This is a genomic window from Solidesulfovibrio fructosivorans JJ] (genome assembly GCF_000179555.1).
GTDB lineage: Bacteria > Desulfobacterota > Desulfovibrionia > Desulfovibrionales > Desulfovibrionaceae > Solidesulfovibrio > Solidesulfovibrio fructosivorans.
In genome coordinates this window covers 44,250-61,404 of sequence record NZ_AECZ01000001.1, presented here as the reverse complement: position 1 = coordinate 61,404, position 17,155 = coordinate 44,250, and the positions used below count along the sequence as shown (strand labels likewise).

The 17,155-nt window shown below is 65.0% G+C and carries 23 protein-coding genes; all 23 read left to right on the top strand.

What is annotated here, in order from left to right:
• Positions 1 to 16: 16 nt before the first annotated feature.
• Complete coding sequence (locus tag DESFRDRAFT_RS00315; RefSeq protein ID WP_005990009.1) at positions 17 to 973, top strand: hypothetical protein; 957 nt, start codon at positions 17 to 19, stop codon at positions 971 to 973.
• Between the two features lie 18 nt (positions 974 to 991).
• Positions 992 to 1,291 carry a hypothetical protein gene (locus DESFRDRAFT_RS00310; protein ID WP_005990006.1) on the top strand — a complete coding sequence of 100 codons (300 nt, stop codon included), beginning with the start codon at positions 992 to 994 and terminating at the stop codon, positions 1,289 to 1,291.
• A gap of 1 nt (position 1,292) precedes the next feature.
• Positions 1,293 to 1,499 (top strand): hypothetical protein, encoded by a 207-nt coding sequence (locus DESFRDRAFT_RS00305; RefSeq protein WP_005990005.1) that lies wholly within the window; start codon positions 1,293 to 1,295, stop codon positions 1,497 to 1,499.
• Position 1,500: 1 nt separating this feature from the next.
• Positions 1,501 to 2,010, top strand: coding sequence for a putative holin (locus DESFRDRAFT_RS20940; protein WP_005990003.1), 510 nt, complete (start codon positions 1,501 to 1,503; stop codon positions 2,008 to 2,010).
• Entirely contained in the window at positions 2,010 to 2,744 is a 735-nt protein-coding gene (locus tag DESFRDRAFT_RS00295) for a transglycosylase SLT domain-containing protein (protein WP_005990001.1), read from the top strand. Before DESFRDRAFT_RS20940 ends, DESFRDRAFT_RS00295 begins: the two co-directional genes overlap by 1 nt.
• The gene (locus DESFRDRAFT_RS00290) at positions 2,737 to 3,108 is read left to right on the top strand and encodes a hypothetical protein (protein ID WP_005990000.1); all 372 of its coding nucleotides are present in this window, start codon (positions 2,737 to 2,739) and stop codon (positions 3,106 to 3,108) included. Before DESFRDRAFT_RS00295 ends, DESFRDRAFT_RS00290 begins: the two co-directional genes overlap by 8 nt.
• Complete coding sequence (locus tag DESFRDRAFT_RS00285) at positions 3,056 to 3,334, top strand: hypothetical protein (protein WP_005989998.1); 279 nt, start codon at positions 3,056 to 3,058, stop codon at positions 3,332 to 3,334. The genes DESFRDRAFT_RS00290 and DESFRDRAFT_RS00285 overlap by 53 nt, the downstream gene beginning before the upstream one ends.
• Entirely contained in the window at positions 3,334 to 3,498 is a 165-nt protein-coding gene (locus tag DESFRDRAFT_RS22605; RefSeq protein WP_005989996.1) for a hypothetical protein, read from the top strand. Before DESFRDRAFT_RS00285 ends, DESFRDRAFT_RS22605 begins: the two co-directional genes overlap by 1 nt.
• A gap of 30 nt (positions 3,499 to 3,528) precedes the next feature.
• Positions 3,529 to 3,750, top strand: coding sequence for a TraR/DksA C4-type zinc finger protein (locus DESFRDRAFT_RS00280; RefSeq protein ID WP_005989994.1), 222 nt, complete (start codon positions 3,529 to 3,531; stop codon positions 3,748 to 3,750).
• Positions 3,744 to 4,361 carry a head-tail joining protein gene (locus DESFRDRAFT_RS00275; protein ID WP_005989992.1) on the top strand — a complete coding sequence of 206 codons (618 nt, stop codon included), beginning with the start codon at positions 3,744 to 3,746 and terminating at the stop codon, positions 4,359 to 4,361. Before DESFRDRAFT_RS00280 ends, DESFRDRAFT_RS00275 begins: the two co-directional genes overlap by 7 nt.
• Complete coding sequence (locus tag DESFRDRAFT_RS00270; protein WP_005989990.1) at positions 4,361 to 4,678, top strand: HK97-gp10 family putative phage morphogenesis protein; 318 nt, start codon at positions 4,361 to 4,363, stop codon at positions 4,676 to 4,678. The genes DESFRDRAFT_RS00275 and DESFRDRAFT_RS00270 overlap by 1 nt, the downstream gene beginning before the upstream one ends.
• Positions 4,675 to 5,103 carry a hypothetical protein gene (locus DESFRDRAFT_RS00265; RefSeq protein WP_005989988.1) on the top strand — a complete coding sequence of 143 codons (429 nt, stop codon included), beginning with the start codon at positions 4,675 to 4,677 and terminating at the stop codon, positions 5,101 to 5,103. Before DESFRDRAFT_RS00270 ends, DESFRDRAFT_RS00265 begins: the two co-directional genes overlap by 4 nt.
• A gap of 9 nt (positions 5,104 to 5,112) precedes the next feature.
• Positions 5,113 to 5,811 (top strand): hypothetical protein, encoded by a 699-nt coding sequence (locus tag DESFRDRAFT_RS00260; RefSeq protein WP_005989986.1) that lies wholly within the window; start codon positions 5,113 to 5,115, stop codon positions 5,809 to 5,811.
• A gap of 102 nt (positions 5,812 to 5,913) precedes the next feature.
• Positions 5,914 to 6,327, top strand: a complete 414-nt coding sequence (locus DESFRDRAFT_RS00255) for a hypothetical protein (RefSeq protein WP_005989984.1) — start codon at positions 5,914 to 5,916, stop codon at positions 6,325 to 6,327.
• An 8-nt stretch (positions 6,328 to 6,335) separates the two neighbouring features.
• Positions 6,336 to 6,710, top strand: a complete 375-nt coding sequence (locus DESFRDRAFT_RS00250; protein ID WP_005989982.1) for a DUF1799 domain-containing protein — start codon at positions 6,336 to 6,338, stop codon at positions 6,708 to 6,710.
• A 4-nt stretch (positions 6,711 to 6,714) separates the two neighbouring features.
• Positions 6,715 to 11,946, top strand: a complete 5,232-nt coding sequence (locus tag DESFRDRAFT_RS00245) for a phage tail tape measure protein (protein ID WP_005989981.1) — start codon at positions 6,715 to 6,717, stop codon at positions 11,944 to 11,946.
• The gene (locus tag DESFRDRAFT_RS00240) at positions 11,943 to 13,487 is read left to right on the top strand and encodes a hypothetical protein (protein ID WP_005989979.1); all 1,545 of its coding nucleotides are present in this window, start codon (positions 11,943 to 11,945) and stop codon (positions 13,485 to 13,487) included. The genes DESFRDRAFT_RS00245 and DESFRDRAFT_RS00240 overlap by 4 nt, the downstream gene beginning before the upstream one ends.
• The gene (locus DESFRDRAFT_RS00235; RefSeq protein WP_005989978.1) at positions 13,480 to 14,340 is read left to right on the top strand and encodes a hypothetical protein; all 861 of its coding nucleotides are present in this window, start codon (positions 13,480 to 13,482) and stop codon (positions 14,338 to 14,340) included. The genes DESFRDRAFT_RS00240 and DESFRDRAFT_RS00235 overlap by 8 nt, the downstream gene beginning before the upstream one ends.
• 9 nt (positions 14,341 to 14,349) lie before the next feature.
• The gene (locus tag DESFRDRAFT_RS00230) at positions 14,350 to 14,883 is read left to right on the top strand and encodes a hypothetical protein (protein WP_005989976.1); all 534 of its coding nucleotides are present in this window, start codon (positions 14,350 to 14,352) and stop codon (positions 14,881 to 14,883) included.
• Positions 14,884 to 14,892: 9 nt separating this feature from the next.
• Positions 14,893 to 15,294: a hypothetical protein gene (locus DESFRDRAFT_RS00225; RefSeq protein ID WP_005989973.1), complete on the top strand. Its 402-nt coding sequence runs from the start codon at positions 14,893 to 14,895 to the stop codon at positions 15,292 to 15,294.
• A 10-nt stretch (positions 15,295 to 15,304) separates the two neighbouring features.
• Positions 15,305 to 16,402 carry a hypothetical protein gene (locus DESFRDRAFT_RS21675; protein ID WP_005989971.1) on the top strand — a complete coding sequence of 366 codons (1,098 nt, stop codon included), beginning with the start codon at positions 15,305 to 15,307 and terminating at the stop codon, positions 16,400 to 16,402.
• Between the two features lie 9 nt (positions 16,403 to 16,411).
• Entirely contained in the window at positions 16,412 to 16,918 is a 507-nt protein-coding gene (locus DESFRDRAFT_RS00220; protein ID WP_005989969.1) for a hypothetical protein, read from the top strand.
• Between the two features lie 9 nt (positions 16,919 to 16,927).
• Positions 16,928 to 17,155 (top strand): hypothetical protein, encoded by a 228-nt coding sequence (locus DESFRDRAFT_RS00215; protein WP_005989967.1) that lies wholly within the window; start codon positions 16,928 to 16,930, stop codon positions 17,153 to 17,155.

The following is a 17,155-nucleotide window of genomic DNA, read 5'->3' as shown; positions in this document are numbered from 1 at the left end:
CGCAAGGAGGATTGCGATGTCTTTCACCAACGTCATTTCCCGCCCCGATCTGGGGGCACTGGCTTTCGAATTCAGTCTGGGCGCGGCGTCCCAGGGTTTCATCGCCGACCTGGTGCTGCCGCCCTTCTACACGCCGCTCATCACGGCGCAGTATCCGGTGATCCTGGCCGAAGCGCTTCTCGAGGTAGCGGACACCTCCCGAGCCCCACGTTCCGCGTATGCGCGCGGCGATTGGCAGTGGGAATTCCTCACCTATCTGTGCTCGGAAAACGGCTGGGAAGAGCCGGTAGACGACGTCGAGGCCAAGCAGTTCCGCAATTTCTTCGACGCCGAGACCCTCGCCTCTTATCGGGCCACGGCTATGATCCTGCGCACCCGCGAACGACGCGTCGCTTCCAAAGTGTTCAGCACGGCCACGTTCGAAGCCCATGCGGTGGCCCAAGCCTGGAACAGCTACGCCGATGCCGATCCTCGGGCCGATGTGATCAAGGGCTTCGAGGCCATGCGGCTGGCCACCGGGTTGGAACCCAACGCGCTCATCCTGGACAAGTCCGTACTGCGCCACGTGTCCATGTGCGCCAGCGTCATCGAGCGCGTCAAATACTCCGACCCCAATGCCATCCGTGGCGACCTGACCATCCCGCAGCTCGAGGCATATTTCGGCGTGCATATCATCCCGGCCGGCGCGGTCAACAACACCGCCGCCAAGGCCAAGACCAAGGTGATCGAACCCATCTGGTCCCCGACCATGGCCATGCTGGGCGTGGTGTCCTCGGGCGGCCAGGATCTGCGCGAGCCCGCTTTGGGCCGCACCTTCATCTGGGAGGAGGATTCGCCGGAAACGGTGACGGTCGAGGTCTACCGCGAGGAACAGACCCGCAGCGACATCGTCCGGGCCCGCCAGCATACCGACGAGCGCATCCAGTTCACCGGCGCCGGCTATCTGATGAGCGGCGTCATCCCGAACGCCTAATTGAAAGGAGCTTGCGCAGTGACGTTCACGCCGCTCGAGACAGCCGGCATCACGGGGTTCATGTCCGTCATGGTCGCGCTCATCGTCCACGCGCTCACCAAGCGCAATTACGTCAGCCATGGCCAGTGCGAGGAGCGGCGGACCCATGTCTGCTCCACGCTCCAGGCTGTCCAGGCCGGCCATGCCGAGCTGCGGCAGGACCTCAAGGAGCGCACCAATACCCTGTTTAGGATGGTCCGTGGGCTGATCGTCCACGACAAGGACATGTCGCCGGACGTCAAGGCGGACATCCTCAACGAAACCCCGGGAGGGAAATGACATGGATTTCAAGGAAATCGTTGATTCCGTGGACGCCCGAAAACCCCTTCCCACGCCTGCCCCGCCCCGGGTGGCGACGCCGCTGGATCGCATTGCGGACCTGGCCGATCTGCTGGCCCGCGTGATCCAGACGTTGGTGGCGGACTGTCCGGATATCCCCGACGCCGCGAAAGCGAAGATACTCAACCCCAAAAACGGGAGCGTGTAACATGCCCGATCCCAAAGAAACCGTCACTGCCACGCCGGCGCAACAGCCGGAAGACTTGTCCAGCATCAAGGCGATGCTGCTCGAAATCATCGAGGACAAGATCAAGGTCGGCGCTGATGCCGCCCCTGATGAGCTGACCGCAACCGCCACGGCCAAGGCCCCCCTGCTCTCGCGCCTCTCGCCGCGCATGCTGGCCTGTCTGGTGCTGGCCTGTTTGCTGGTGGCGGGCGTGGCCGTGCTCTCCCCGGCCCAGTTGCCCGTGGCCGCCTATAAGCTGTCCCTGGTCGCCATCGCCGGCTACCTCGGCTACTGGATCGACCGCTGGTGCTTCCCTTACGCCCGGCCGGATTCCTTCCTCGTCGCGGCCGACTGGCGCGCCGAGAACAAGCCGGCCGCCGAACGGGCCAACAATCCCGTGGTCGCCGGCTGCGAGCAGATCTACGCCGCCGCCATGCTGCGCCGGGCCCTGGTGATGCTGGGCTGCATGCTGGCCATGGGGCTGGGGCTGTAATGACGGCGTTGCGGGGAGCTGGCGCGTTTTGCGTGGCCGCCTGTCTGGCCGTCTTTGCCGCCTGGCTCGTGTCCGGTTGCGACAAGGCCGAAGCGCCCACGGTCGCCCCGGCGGCTGTGCATCCTCGTTCGGCCGCGCCGGCCACCTTGCCCACCATCCCCACGAAGCCGGCCAGCGTGCGCGGCATTCCACAAAACGCCCTGCGCTACCGCGCCGAGCTGATCCGCAACGCCCGGTCCGTCTGGGGCCTGGATGCGCCGACGGCCACCTTTGCCGGGCAGGTGCACCAGGAATCCGGCTGGCGTCCGGAGGTCAAAAGCCCGGTGGGCGCGCAAGGCATGGCCCAGTTCATGCCGGCCACGGCTTCCTGGATCGCCAAGCTCTATCCCGAACTGGCGGCCAACGAGCCCTTCAATCCGTCCTGGGCCCTGCGGGCGCTGGTGACCTACGACCGCTACCTCTGGGACCGCGTCCATGCGGCCACGCCTTGCGACCGCATGGCCATGACCCTTTCGGCCTACAACGGCGGCCTCGGCTGGGTGCGGCGCGATGCGCGTCTGGCCTCCGGACAGGGACTCGCCCAGGACCGCTGGTGGGACAACATCGAGACCGTCAACGCCGGCCGCAGCGCGGGCAACTGGCGCGAGAACCGGGGCTATCCGCGCCGCATCCTGCGCCTGCTTTCGCCGCGCTACGTCGCGGCCGGCTTCGGGGGAGGCCTTTGCCATGATTAACGGCGTGTTGCTCAAGACCGGCGGCCTGATCGTGGCCGTGCTCCTGGTCGCCCTGGCCTGGCAGTCGGTGGGGGTGGCCCGGCTGCAAACCAGGCTGGCCTTCATGTCCAAGGAGCTGGGCGAGGCCAATGCCAGCATCGCCCAGCTCCAGGCGTCCGAACAGACGCTGCTGGCCGCCCGTGACGGTCTGACCCGGCAGGTCGAGGACTGCCAGCAGGCCAATGCCAGCGATCAGGCCCGGACCGCCGACCGGACGGTCATTATCCGCAACGCCAAGCCCGTGCCCGCCAGGGCGGGAAAGGTGGTGGACGATGCGACGAGCCGCAAAGCTGCTGTGCATCTCAATAGCTGTCCTGCTGAGTAGCGGCTGCGCCGCCACACCGGCTCCGGTGGTGGTGCAGCATCAGTTCACCCGCTGCCCCCGACCGGCCATGCCCGAGCTGCCGGAGCTGGATCCCGGCCAGCATGTCTGTTCGCCGGAAAACCTGGAGCGGCTGCTCACGCGTAGCGACCGGCTGTGTTGGATGATCGAGCAGCAGGATGCGGCGCTTGATTGCTACGAGCGCCAAACCGCCGGCGGGAAACAGTGATGCGCAATTTCCTCCAGCACTGCTTTAACGATGGGCACCTCTACTGTCGCCTGTGCGACCTGGGCGTTTCCGAAGCCCGGGCCAAACGCTGGGCCACGTCCCTTGCCCGCTGGATCCGGCCGCTGTTGTACGGGCCGGTTAAAGCCTCGGACCAAAAACTTTAACGCAGCCAGACAGGATTGAAGGAGCCTTTCATGGATTACGCCGACCATGCCCAGGACGCCGAGACCGTGCACCGCGCTGCTGCCCTTTCCCTGGCCGGAGGCAATGCGGCCGCCGGCGATCAGATCCGGGAAAACGGGGTGATCGTCTGCCGCGACTGCGGCGAGCCCATCCCGGGCGCGCGGCTGCGCATCCTGCCCACGGCCTGTCGGTGCGTGGCCTGCCAGGAAGCCGTGGAGGCCGTCCAGTGCTGACCGATGCGCCCGGGGTGTTCCTCACCGTTTTCGGTGCGGACGCCACCTACACGGCTAGCAACGCCGGCGCATCCATCCAGGCCATCGTCGAGGACTGCGCGCCCTGGGACGGCATCAACGCCTCCCTGCGCACATCCTACAACGACGGTCAGGCGCGACTCGGCATGGCCTGGGTGCGGCCGACTGACCTGCCCGTCGTGCAGGTCTTCGGCCACACCCTCGAGCAGGACGGCCGGACCTGGACCGTGTCGGACAGCTGGCCCGAGGGCGACATGCTGGTGCTCGGGCTGTTTCGCGGCGTGTTCGTGGTGGACGTGGAGGTCAAAAAGGACCTCGAGGTGTCCGACGGGGCCCTGGGCTACAAGACCGTCCCCACCACGATCTGGACGGGCAAGGCAGCGGTACACGGCTTGTCCGGCCACGAGCGGCTGCTGTCCGGCCGGGAGATCGGCGTGGGCTACCGCAACGGCTTCCTGCCGGCCTGTCCGGATCTGGTCCCGGGCTGCCTGATCGCCACGCCCAACGAGACGCTCCACGTGACCAGCTCCTACACCGATCACGCGCGCGGCTGGACCGTGTTCGAGGCCGAAGCGCGGCAGGAGGACCAGTGATGGGCATGTTCTCGGATCAGTTCGAGCGGGTGATGTCCGACGTCCAGGGAGCCATGGACGAAGAGCTGGAAGAAGCAGTGCTGCCCGAGGCCCAGCGGCGGGTGCCGGTCAGGACCGGCAAACTCAAGGCGTCCCTGGACGTTGGCACCGAGCGCGACGGCGCGGTCATCACCGGCTACGTCGAGGCCGGCGAACCCTATGCCCCCTACCCCGAGTTCGGCACCCAATTTCAACCGGCCAAGCCGTACCTGCGGCCGTCGGCGGAAAAGTTCGATCTGCAGCGTGTGGCCGACCGCATGCCCAAGGGTGACGCATGAGCCGCCTGACCACGCGCGGATCCGTGCGGCCCAAGCTGCGCCGTGCCTTGGACGCCTGGTTTGCGGCCCACGCGGACCACGCCTTTTTCACGGGCGTGTCCGGGCGGCTGGCCTATGTGCGGGCCTCGAAATCCTGGCCACGCCCCTATGCCGTGCTGACCATCCTGCCGGCATTTCCCAGGGACACGCTCACCGAACGCATCGACGCGGTGCCGCTGCAGATCATGGTTTTCGCGGACAGCTCCCTGGAGGCCGAGGAACTGGCGTCCCTGGCTTCGGATCTGTTCGAGGGCCGGGTCATCTCCGGCGACGGGCTCAAGGATTTCGAATTTTCGCGGGGTGAGGACGTGCCCACCCTGCCGGACGAGGACGGGGTTTGGGGCGCTGGCATCCAGCTGACCGGCCTCGTTGAAACCGACATGTAAGGAGCGACTATGTCCGAACTGCGCCCGAATTACATGCTTTCCGTGGATGCGGCCCTGGTGCTCGGTTACGGGACCGCACGCCAGGCCGTGGTCAAGGGGCTCAACAAGATGAAGCCCCCGGGCCTGTCCCGGGACGTGACCAGCGTTTCCGAGTTCCGCCGGAGTTTCGACATCGAGTTCACCACCACCGGCAAGATCTCGCGCATCACGGCCAGCGGCAACATGGTGCTGGTGGATCCGGACGGCCAGGAGCGGCTCCGGGAATACATCAAGGCCAATGAGTGCGTCCAGGATGCCCGCTTGTATCTCAACTACGACGACTTCGTCATGGTCGACCTGGCCAACGATCCGTCGGCCGTATGGCAGGTTTCCAAGAACGAGCCCGGCGACGCGGACAAGAACGGCGTGTTCCCGGTCGACGTGGAGATCGTCCCGGGGGGGCTCTATTGCTCTTTCCAGACGCACCTCACCGCCACGGACATCGCCTGCGTGGCCGAGGGCAACAAGATCACCGGCGCGGGCATCACCGCCGCCGCCGGTTTCAAGGCCGACCAGACGCTGATCGTCGAAGGCGCAGGGACCAACAACCTCAAGCACTTCCTCATCTCGGCCGTGGCCGCCGGCGAACTCACCCTGGACAGCTCCAAGGGCACGGTGGCCGATGCCGTGGCCGGCGAGGCAGTCACCCTGCACGCCGGGGTGATGTAGCCGCGCGCATCGATCTTTTGGGCGGCAAGGGGCGCGCACGCCCCGGCGGGTTCCCCCGGCCCGCACGCCGCCCAAACAACACGGGGACAAGGGGGACCTCCCATGGCGAGACTGACCGGCGAAATAAAGGTGTGGCGAGATATCCCGGACGATCCGGACAAGGCGCGCATCGAGATCAAATACCTCAAGCCGGGCGAGAAGCGCGACATCGAGGACCAGATCGAACTGTATGAGACCATGCTGCGCCCCGATGCCGACGGCGCGATGCAGCGCGAGATCAAGGTCAATCCGGCCAGGGGCCACAAGCGCTATGCCTATCTGTGCGCGGCCGTGACCAACTGGGAAAACTTCTTCGAGGCCGACGGTGTAACGCCCATGCCCTGCACGGACGAGAACAAGATCCGCATGGCCCGGGATGACGAGACGTTCTCCCCGCTTATCGGACAATTCCGTGACGAGCTGGCCGAGACCGTGGTGGCCGAGCGGGAAGAAGCAAGAAAAAACTTGCGGAGCTAGGCTGGTGGATGGCCTGCGTTGACCACAAGCCCTGCGACGTGTGCAGGCAGGCCTTTAAAATCTCACGCTGGGACACCCCGGCCGAACGCGAACACAAGAAAAACGGACCCCCATGCGCCACATGCCGCCCCGAACTGCTCCCGGACAACGCCACTGCTTTTGCCGTGTACCTGCGTTGCGCCGACCAGCTCATCGTGGGGCCCATGGGGGACAAGATCGGCCTGAATTTCATGGCCGTGAAAGGCTTTATGGATATGGAGGGCATCCCGGACCAGGCCGAAACCTGGGAGCGGGTGCAGCTCCTGTATGGCGAGATCTTCCGGGCGCAGCGGGAAGACGCCGAGCGGAAACGCGAGGCGGAGAAGGACAGGGCAAGGCGGTGAGGGCGTGAGGATCAAGGCCGGCACCCTGGCGGTGGATATCACCGCCGACGGCAGGAGCTTCGAGACCACCCTGAAGCGGTCCGACAGCCTGTCCGAAGCATTTTCCGACAACGTCGATCGTCGCATGAAGCGAGCCGGCGGTGCCTTTAAAAGCCTTGGACAGGCTGTCGGGGCGACCGACCAGGAAATGGCCGCCCTTGAAAAACGCATGCGTGATGGGATGGCCGCTGATGCCGCTTCCCGCGCCCTGGAAAACCTGCGCCGCTATGCCGGCCTCACCACACGGGAGTACAGGGAGCTGGCTGCGCAGATGGGCGTGGCCACCCGCGAAACGGATAAATCAACTTCCTCCATGGCGGCGCTGGCCAAGCAGGCCGCGCTTGCCGCTGCGGCCTACCTGTCCTTCCGGGCTGCGGTGGGAGTTGTTTCCAGCTCATTTGCTGATTTCCGGGACTACGAAAGCGCCCTGACGGACATGGCCAAGGTCACGGACCAGAGCTTGTCCGACATCGACGCAGCCATCAAAGCCATGCCGCGGGAGCTGGGCGATCCGACGTCCCTGGTCAAAGGCTACTATCAGACCATTTCCGCCGGGGTGACCGACACTACGGGCGCCATGGATCTGCTCACCACGGCGGCCAAGGGTTCAAAAGCCGCCCACGTGGCCCAGGATGATACCATCAAGGGCCTGACCAAGACCATGGCGGGTTTCGATGGCGAGATCCGCACGGCGGCCGAGGCCTCGGACCTGCTGTTTAAAATCGAGAAAATGGGCCAGACGTCGTTTTCCGAGCTGGTGCCTGTCATTGGCGACGTGGCCGAGTCCACCCACCTGGTCGGCGTCTCTTCCCAGGAGATGGCGGCCGGGCTGTCACTCATCACCCAGACCTCGGGCTCCACGGCCGAGGCGGCCACCAAGTGGCGCGCCATCATGATCGGGCTCTACAAGCCGACCGAGAACATGCAGAAGGTTCTCAAGGCGCTCGGCTACGAGTCCGGCGTGGCCATGGTCAAGGAAAAGGGGTTTGCCGGGGCGCTGCAAACGCTCCAGGCCACAGCTGACAAGTCTCATTTTTCCCTGGGCAAGCTCTTCGAGAGCGCCGAGGCGTTGACCGGCATTGCCGGTCTCGGTGCCCAGGATTGGCAACGATACACGGACATCCTGACGGAAGTTGAAAAAGGGACCGGGGAAACAGAGGCCGCGTTCCAGCGTTTTCAGTCCACCTCCCAGGGTGCCTGGGATACCTTTGGCGCCACATGGAAAGAGGTGGCGATCGATTTCGGAGAAGTCCTTGCTCCGATGATGACCCAGGCGATGAAGGATTTCCAGGATGAGATCACGCGGCCGGATGGCCGGGCCGCATTGACTTCTCTTGCCACCGGAGCCGTCACGCTGGGCGAAAATCTGTTGCACAGCGTCGTCCCCGGCCTGACCGCCACGGTCAATGGCCTCAATGACATCATTGCTGTCTGGAACAAGCTCCCTGCTCCGCTCCAGGGCGCGATCGTGGGCGGCGGCACGGGGGCGCTGCTTTCCAAGGGCAACCCCTGGGTCACGGGCGTCGGCGCGCTGTACGGCATGGCCACTGCCGGCGATGCGGCCAACGATCGCTCCGTGGCCGAGGGGTTGGCCAGGGCGCAGGCATCGCACAAGCTGTACGCCTCCCATGACACCAGCGCGGCGGGTTCCTTGCCCGCGACCATCCCTTCCGATTTTGTCCCCAAAGCCCAAAAGGCCCAAAAGGCCGTGGACGGCATCAAGGTTTCCCTGGACGGCACCAAAAAGTCTTCGGACGCCGCGGCCAATGCCGCCGCCCGCTATACCGAGCGATCGGACGCCTATTTCGAGCAGGTGCAGTCTACCATCGCCGGCCTGACGGACAGCCTGTCCGGAGGCCTCGAGGGCGAGACGCTCAAGGTCGACAAGACCTTCGAGAAAATTTTCGCCGACATCCGCAAATCGCTCATCGGGGCCAAGGGCGATACCGAGGGTTTCGCCAAGGCCTGGGAGCTGGCGGAAAAAGCCTGGCCCGTGGCCCACATGACGGCCGTGCTCAAGGATTTCGAGAAGGGGCTCGAAAAATCATCCCAGTATGCCCGGGACATGGGCACGTACCTGTCCGATCCGGCGCAATTGGAGGCCTCGGACTGGCTCGAGGGCTACAAGAAATACGTCACGGACCTGCGCGAGGCCAGGATCGGCACGGATGAAGAGGACGCCGACGCCATCGCCAAGGCCGAGGCGCGGTGGGATGCCTATCAGGCCTACGTGCTCAAGTCCCAGCGCGACCGCCTCCAGGAGGGCGGTCAACTTGCGGATCAGTATTGGGCGGATGAGGCCCAGGCACTGGAAAACCATCTGGCCGCTGTCAAAGAGAACGCCTCCTCCGAGTACGCCTATCGGGTCTACGCATCCAAAAAGCGCAGCGAGCTGCGCAAAAAGGAGATCGAGGCCCGTATCGGTTTCGAGGAGTCCTTCCTCGATACCCTCAAGGACGTTCTGGCCGACGAGTTCGGCCTCTGGGAGGACGACCTGACGCGCAGGCAGGCGGCCTGGGTCGAGTTTTCCAAGGATATCGCTAGCGGCATCAAGGACGTCGAAGCCGAGCTGTCCGACGCCCTGGCCGGCGCGACCACGGATTTCCTGTTTGCCACGGACCGTTATGCGGACCAGTGGTCCGACACCATGGGCAACCTCGAGGATATGTTCAAGAACACCCTCAAGCGCCTCGCCCAGTACGCCCTGGAAAATTACATCGTCATCCCGGTGCTCACCGAGATCGTGGGCAGCGACGCCACCAGCTCCATCACCGGCTCGAAAAGCTCGGGGTCGAGCTGGCTCAAGGATCTCGTCAGCGGGACCAAGGACGTCAGCGGGTTGTCGGATCTGTTTTCGTTCGGTTCGTCGTCCGCCTCCCTGGCCTCGGAGTCCCTGTCCGCCGGAATCACCGTGGCTGGCGAGACGGCTCCCTGGGCCACGGAAACCGCCTTGACGTCTTTGGTCGGTGATAGCGTTCCCGCCTTGAACACCAGCATCATCGGGCTGGAAGGGGCTACGGAAGGCGTGTCCACCGCCATCGGTGCGGGATCATCCGGCCTTATCGGGTCGCTCGGTTCCCTGGCATCCGGTCTCGGCGCCGTGGTCGGACTGGTCGGCCTGGGCATTTCCCTGTTCTCCTCCTCCCACACCGAGGAAAAGACCGGCAGCGGCTACAGCCTGGGAGTCAGCGGCACCTCCCTCTCCTCCTCGGGCGAGGACTACTACCGGGTCACGGACTCCTCGATGCTCGGCGGCACGTCCACCTCCCACGAGATCCGCAACACCGGGCCGCTGGACGCCTCGACCACCGCCGCCCTCGAGGACGCCTTCGGCGCGTACACGGACAGCCTCGTCAGCTCCTTCGATTCCCTTGGCATCAATGCCGACCTCTCCGGCTTCAGCTTCCCGGACTGGGACGTGACCGAGGAGCAGCTCGACGATTTCAACTACAACGTCACCAACGCCATGACGTTGTACGGGTTGCAGCAACAGGGGCTGGCCGATGCGGTCAATGCCCTGGCCCAGGACGGCGAATACGCCATCGACACCGTGACCCGGCTGGGCACCGCCCTGGCCTCGGTCAAGAGCATCACGGACATGGCGGGCCTGTCCCTCGAGGGGCTGGCCGGCGAGGATTATATCTCGGGACTCGTGGACAAGATGCAGTCCGCCGGTGACACGGCCACCCTGGCCGGCATGGATTTCGACTCGTTGTCCGGCGTGCTCGATGACGAAACCATCGCCTCGCTCCAGGATCTCGAGGACCAGGCCGGGGCCGCCAGCGACGGTGTCCAGGCCACCAGCGAGCAGCTGCGCCAGCTGGCCCAGGCCGCCTACGCCTCGGATCTGGTCCTCGCATTCGGCTCCACCGATGCCGTCACCGACGCCTTCAACCGTTACTTTAGCAATGCCTACAGCTCCACCGAGCAGGCCACGCGCCTCATGAAATACTATGCCGAGGGCGCTGGCGAGGCCCTGGCCGCCCTGGACGATTCCGGCGTCAGCCTGGAAAATTTCTGGTCCTCGTACCGGGCGGCCATGGAAAACTCGGCGCTGTCCGCCGACCAGGTCAAAGCCTGGGACGACGCCGCGCAATGGGTCGAGGCCTGGGATTCGTCGCTCAAAAGCGCCGGCACGGCCTGGGAGGACGTCAACAAGACGGTCGTGGACGGGCTCAATGACCAGATCGACGCCCTCAACGATCAGGCCGACGCCCTGCAGGACACCATCGATCTGTGGGACGGTTTCCTGGCCGACATCCAGGCCCTGCGCCGGGACATCAAATGGGACGAGCATCTGACCGACCTGTCCCCCAAGGAATTGCTCGAGGCCAAAAAGGCCGCGTTCGATTCCACGGCGGCCAAGGCCAGGACCGGGGACACCAAGGCCCAGGCCGATCTGGACGACGTCACCAAGGAATACCTCAACGCCGCCGAAGACTATTACGGCCACAGCGAGGCGTATTACGACCAGTTCGACCACGCCGACAGCACCCTTTCCAGCCTCGAGGCCTATTCCCAGGCCCAGGTGGATCAGGCCCAGGCCCAGCTCGATGCCCTAAACCAGGAGATTTCCGTCCTCACCCTCCAGGTCGACCAGCTGACCCTGGTCAACACCAATCTGGGCACCCTGGCCTCGGCCTGGGGCGATGGCGTCAACGCCATTGTCGGGGCCATAAACGATTCGAGCTTCTCGAGTTCCTACGCCGATGCCATCGCCGCGGCCAATGCGGCCCAGGCGTCGGCCGCGGCTGCCTTGCTGGCCACAATGTCCGGTGGCTCCTCGAGCGCCCAAACGGCCACCGATGCCGCCATTGATTGGACCTCGCTCTTCGGGACCACAGCCACGGAAGCAACCGGCCAAATCGACGACGGCACCCTGTCGATCAAACGATACGCAGGCGGCGGCGATCCCCTGGCCGGCGAACTGGCCATGGTCGGTGAGCGCGGTCCGGAGCTGGTGCGTTTCGGCGCCGACGCCCATGTGTACAACGCCATGGACACCATCCAGGCCTTCCGTGGCTCCATGCCCCCGGCGTCGGTGGATACGGCGGGCATCGAAATGCGCCTCGATGCCCAGCGCCGGCAGCAGGAGGTCGCGCACGCCGAGTTGACCGGCGTCATCGCCAAACAGGGCAAGGCCATCGGCGCCCTGGCGCGGCAGACCAGCCGTCTGGCCAGGAGGCTGGCGTCGTGAGCTATTTCCTGCAGCTCGCCGCCTACGACCTGGCGGCCCGGGCCGAGACGGCCCTGTATTTCGCCGACGCCGGCATGACCTCCAAGCCCGATGATTCGCCGGCCAACACCTATTTCGACGGCCGCCTGTCCGTGCCCTGCTCCTATGACGCCACGGTGTTCGCCGACGGCGTGACGGGCGGCGTATCCGACGGCGGGTTCGGGGAGATCGAGATGGTATCCCCGGAGGGCGGCCTGGACGTCCTGGCCGGCTACGCCGTGGACGGCCGGCGCTTCGAGCTGCGGCGCGGCGAGGATCGGTTCGACACGGCCGTCACCATCATGTCCGGGGTGGTGGAAAGCCTGGAACTGGGCTGGGACACGGTGGTGGTCAATATCCGGTCCCGCAAGGCCGAGCTGGAAACGCCGATCCAGACCACCCTGTACGCCGGCACCAATTCCGGGCCCGAGGGGGTCGAGGGCACGGCCGACGACCTGCAGGGCAAGGAAAAGCCCCTGGCCTTTGGACCGTGCGACAACATCACGCTGACCTGCGTCAACACGTCGCTGCTCATTTTCCAGGCCCATGACGGCCGGCTCCGGGCCGTGCGGGCGGTGCGCGACAAAGGGATGCCCCTGACCGCCACCCGGGATTACGCCACGCTGGCCGATCTCCAGGCGGCCACCTTTACGGCCGGCCAATACGCCACCTGTCTGGCCCTGGGACTCATCCGGCTGTGGACCTCGCCGGCCGGCGACGTCACGGCCGATGTCGACGGCGACGTTTTGGACGGCGTGTATGTCGCCGATGCCGCCGGCATCGTGGAGCGTATCCTGCGCACCCGGGCCGGCTGGACCGAGGCCGATTTCTCGGCCGCCGATCTGGCCGCCCTGACCGCCGCCAATGCGGCAGAGGTGTGCCTGTTCGTGGGGGCCGGCGACTCCCTGGACATCGATGCGGCGCTGGACACGCTCCTCACCTCCATCGGCGCATGGTGGGTTCCCAACCGCCACAATGTAATCCGTTTTGGCATCCTGGCCGCGCCGGTGGGACCGCCCAAGCGCCGTCTGTCCGAGGTGGAGATCCTGGACTCGGATTCCATCGAGTGGCTGCCCGCCCATGACGACGCCGGCGGCGTGCCCTACTGGCGCACCAAGCTCAACGGGCAAAAAAATTGGAGCAAGCAATCGGCTTCCTCCCTGGCCGGCGGGGTCTCGGACGAGGCCCGGGCCTGGTTGGCCGAGGAATGGCGCACGGTCACGGCCGAGGATGCGAGCGTGCGCACGGTGCATCCCCTGGCCCCGGAGCTGGAGCGGGATTCGCTGTTGCGATCTGCGGCCGCCTGCCAGGCCGAAGCCGATCGCTTGCAGGCCCTGCACGGCGTGTGGCGGACCCGTCTGCGGGTGCCGTTTTTCCCGGACGAGGTGGAGGATCTCGATTTCGGGGACGTGGTGGAGCTGGTGATGGACCGGTTCGGGTTGGCGGCCGGAAAGCTCTTTGTGGTGATCGGCCTGAACGTCGACCGGCAAAACGAGGTCACGGAGTTGGAACTGTATGGCTAGACTGCTCGCCTGGCCCAATCGCCTCGATGCCCCGGAGGTCCTGCTGTCGGGCGGCAATTGGGCCATCGGCCTGGAGAACCTCCAGGACATGCGCCTGTCCAAGGTTTCCCGGTCGGGCGACCTGGACATGGCCTCCACCCGTTTCCGTGTGGATTTCGGCGTCGAGCGCACCATCCAGGCCGTGGCCGTCATCGGCCACAACGCCGACCTCGATGGCAGGGTGCGGCTTACGGGCTACAACGACGCCGATTTTTCCGATCTCGCCTACGATTCCGGCTGGCTGGACCTCTACCCTCCCCTTTTCTCCCCCTCGGACCTGGAATGGGAGGACGAGAACTGGTGGTCCGGCCGGATCTCCAGTGAGGACCTGGGCGAAGACGTGCGCACGTATGTCCGTATCCTCGAGCAGCAGTTCCTGCGCTACTGGCAGTGGGAATTCGACAACCGCACCAACCCGGCCGGGTATCTGGATATCGGCCGCGTGTTCATGGGGCCGGGCTGGGTGCCGGCCGGGAAAATGACGCGCACGCCGACCCTGGCCGCCGAGACGGATACCGTGGTGGTCAGGTCCCTGGCCGGCTCGATCTATTCCCGGCGCAGGAAGTCGCGCCGCGTGGCCCAGTTCCGCATCGAGCGCATGGATCAGGTCGAGGGCACTAACAGGGCCCTGCGTCTGGCCCTGGATCGCGGCCTGGACAGGGATATCCTGGTCTGCCTGGACACGGACGAGGAGCTGCTGGGCCAGCAATGGTCCCTCTACGGGATCTTGCGCAACATCGACAGCTCGCCGTTGGAATTTTCCGGGGTCGAGGACACGGCCATGAATTTCCAGGTCGAGCAAATCACTGGCTAGGAGGATGCCATGGGCGCGTTCACGGACGCGATCGAGCGACTCAAGAACTTCTACCGGGCAGCGGCCAATTCGACAGCCGTGCCCGGCGGTTTCGGCAAGGGCGGGCACCGGAAACTGTTCGATCCCTACAATGCCGACATCGTCGCCATCGGCCAAGGCTGTGCGGACTACGCGGGCATGGCCCAGGGCGCGGCCAATCAGGCCGGGGCCTGGCTACGGCCTGTAATGCCGGACGGATCGTATGCCGCCGTGACGCGCTTGTCGGCAACCACGCTCGCCGTTGCGGGCCCGGCCGCCCAACTGGACAACTGCAAGCCCGGTCGCGCGGTCAAACTTGCGCAGGCGACTCCCGGCGTCGGCTACGTCGCCGGGGCAACCTACGACGCGGATGCCGGCCACGTGGTGGTCACGGTGACAGGGATCGCCGTGGAGGAAGACCTATCCGAGGTCTGGCTGGGGCAGAGCCCGGACAACGCGCCGCAGCAGGCAGACACGCCGGCCGGGGCCGATCTGTACCTCTCCCAAAACTGCAACGGATTTTAGGAGACCGCTATGCCTGAAACTACCACCGGGAACACCAAACCCATTTTCGCGGGGACGCCGAAAACCCCGGGCGTAACGCTGACGAGCGCCGACGGCACCTCGAAAAAGCCGCTCCTTACCGCCGGGGCCAATGGCACCCGGGTGGACTCCCTACACGTAGCCACCGACGACACCGCCGCCGCCGACCTGCACGTGCATCTGACCAGGGGCGACGTGCACCAGTACCTGGGGACGGTACCCATTCCCGCCGGCGCGGGCGGGGCCGGCGTGGCCTATGTGGAGATGCTCGATTATCTCAATGACGGCAATCCACTGACCCTGGAAGCCGGCCTAGCTTTAACTGTTGCAGCAGCCGCAGCAATCACGGCCGATAAGACTCTGACAGTCATCGCCTGGGCTGGGGACTTCTAGAGGATGCGCCATGGCTCGTAGCTTTGCTGATTACAGGCCCAGAAGCGGAATAGAATGGACTAAAACCATACCTTTTGGCCGTCGTATTTTCGATTTTTATCCCAGTCAGGGCGACTTGGTTGTGCCCGCTGCGGGGCTGACGATCCCCAACACAGAGGACGGCCCCATCACCATTTCCCGCTATCGCAGGCTGGAAATTAACGGGCCATTCACGAAACAAAAGCGGGACCGTGGCTGGTGTGTGCTGTGTGACGATTTGATCCTTGGGGCCGGAGCCCGTCCCAACATGGCTGGCAAAGGGGCGGCTGGATCGCCGAAATGGGCGGTCCAAGACATAGCTATCCCGCGCGCCATCACGCTATCCGGCCATCGTACGCAATACGACGACTTTGCGGCCTGGCTCCGGGAAAACTGCTACGCCATCTTTGATCCGTCCCTTTTTGCCTGCCCGTTGCCAGGAACGGGGGATGTCACTGCGAACTATAAGGATTGGCCAGCATCCGGTCCGGTCATCGTCTCGGCAGCCGGATGCGGCAGCACTACCGCCCGTGTTTATGGTGGATGCCACGGTTATGGGAGTGCCATTGGCGTGAATGGGCCTACCGGCTACGCAGGGGTGAATGCCCCTGGTGGAGGCGGTGGAGGTGGAAATATCTTACAGCCGGCAACCAACGCGCAAGGAGACGGCAACTCCGCCACGGTTGGCACAACAGGCAGTGCTGCTCTTCCGTGGAGCGGCGGCATCCGTGGGTTGCAAGGTGTCTATACAAATTACACGGGCTCTAGCTATCCATTCTCAACATCTACGGGCGATAGGGACGGCGACCCATACAGCACTATAGCATCGTCCAGGCCTGGGGGCATTCTGATTGTCCTGGTGCGCAATAGCGTGACGGCTATTGCCGGACATCTGTTGTCGGCCAACGCAACGACGGATGGGGTGGTCGCCGCCGGCCATGGGGCTGGTCGCGTTTTCCTGGGATATGGTGGTGCGTTAACTGGCACTCTCAACATGGCAGCAACGGGCGGTGCCGCTGGAGCCTATTGCGGTCACGGTGGTGCCGGCGCTGTGACCGCCAAAACACTCGCCGAAATGGGCTGGGCATAGGGAGGATGTATGGCACAAGGATTGACACTTTTACACTCGGATTTAATCGCGCCCAGCCGTGATCTGCTGGCCCTCTGGCAGGCAGCCGACCCTGCTCCGGGCGAGGTCGTCACCGACCACGCCACGGCCGTAGCGTTGATGCCGGCATTTTCTGGCTACCCGGCCGTGGTCTATGAGGACGCCAGCGGTATCCGCCATGTGTTCCCCAACCCGTCGACTCTGGAAGCCGTCACGGCATGGCGCGAGGAAATCGACAATCCGGCACAGCCGCCGCAAACCCGATTTTCCCAGGCCGAATTCATGCGCCTTTTCACCCAGGAGGAGTTTGACGCGCTCCTGGCCGCCGAAGCCACGGACGCCGACGTCAAGCGCATGTGGGCCTTCATCCGGGCGGTCGGCTATGCGGACATGCAAGATTCCCTGACCGTCAACTCCCTCGCCATCCTGCGCGCCAAGAACTATATCCCCACGGACGAGCGGCTCCAGGAAATCGAAGCCGGCGTGGCCAAGATGTAGGAGCACCCTATGAAGCGATACCTTTGGAATGTGCTCCTGGGCCTGGATCAGTTTCTGTCCGCCCTGACCGGCGGCGATCCGGACGAGACCGTGTCCAGTCGGGTGGGCAAGGCCTCCGCCGCCGGCAGCCGGCTGGGCCGCGCGTTGGAAATCTGCCTGGATGGCGTCTTCGGCGCCGGTCATTGCCGGCGGTCGATCGAGGAGGACGAGGGGAAAAACCGGGTGGCGGGGTTTTGA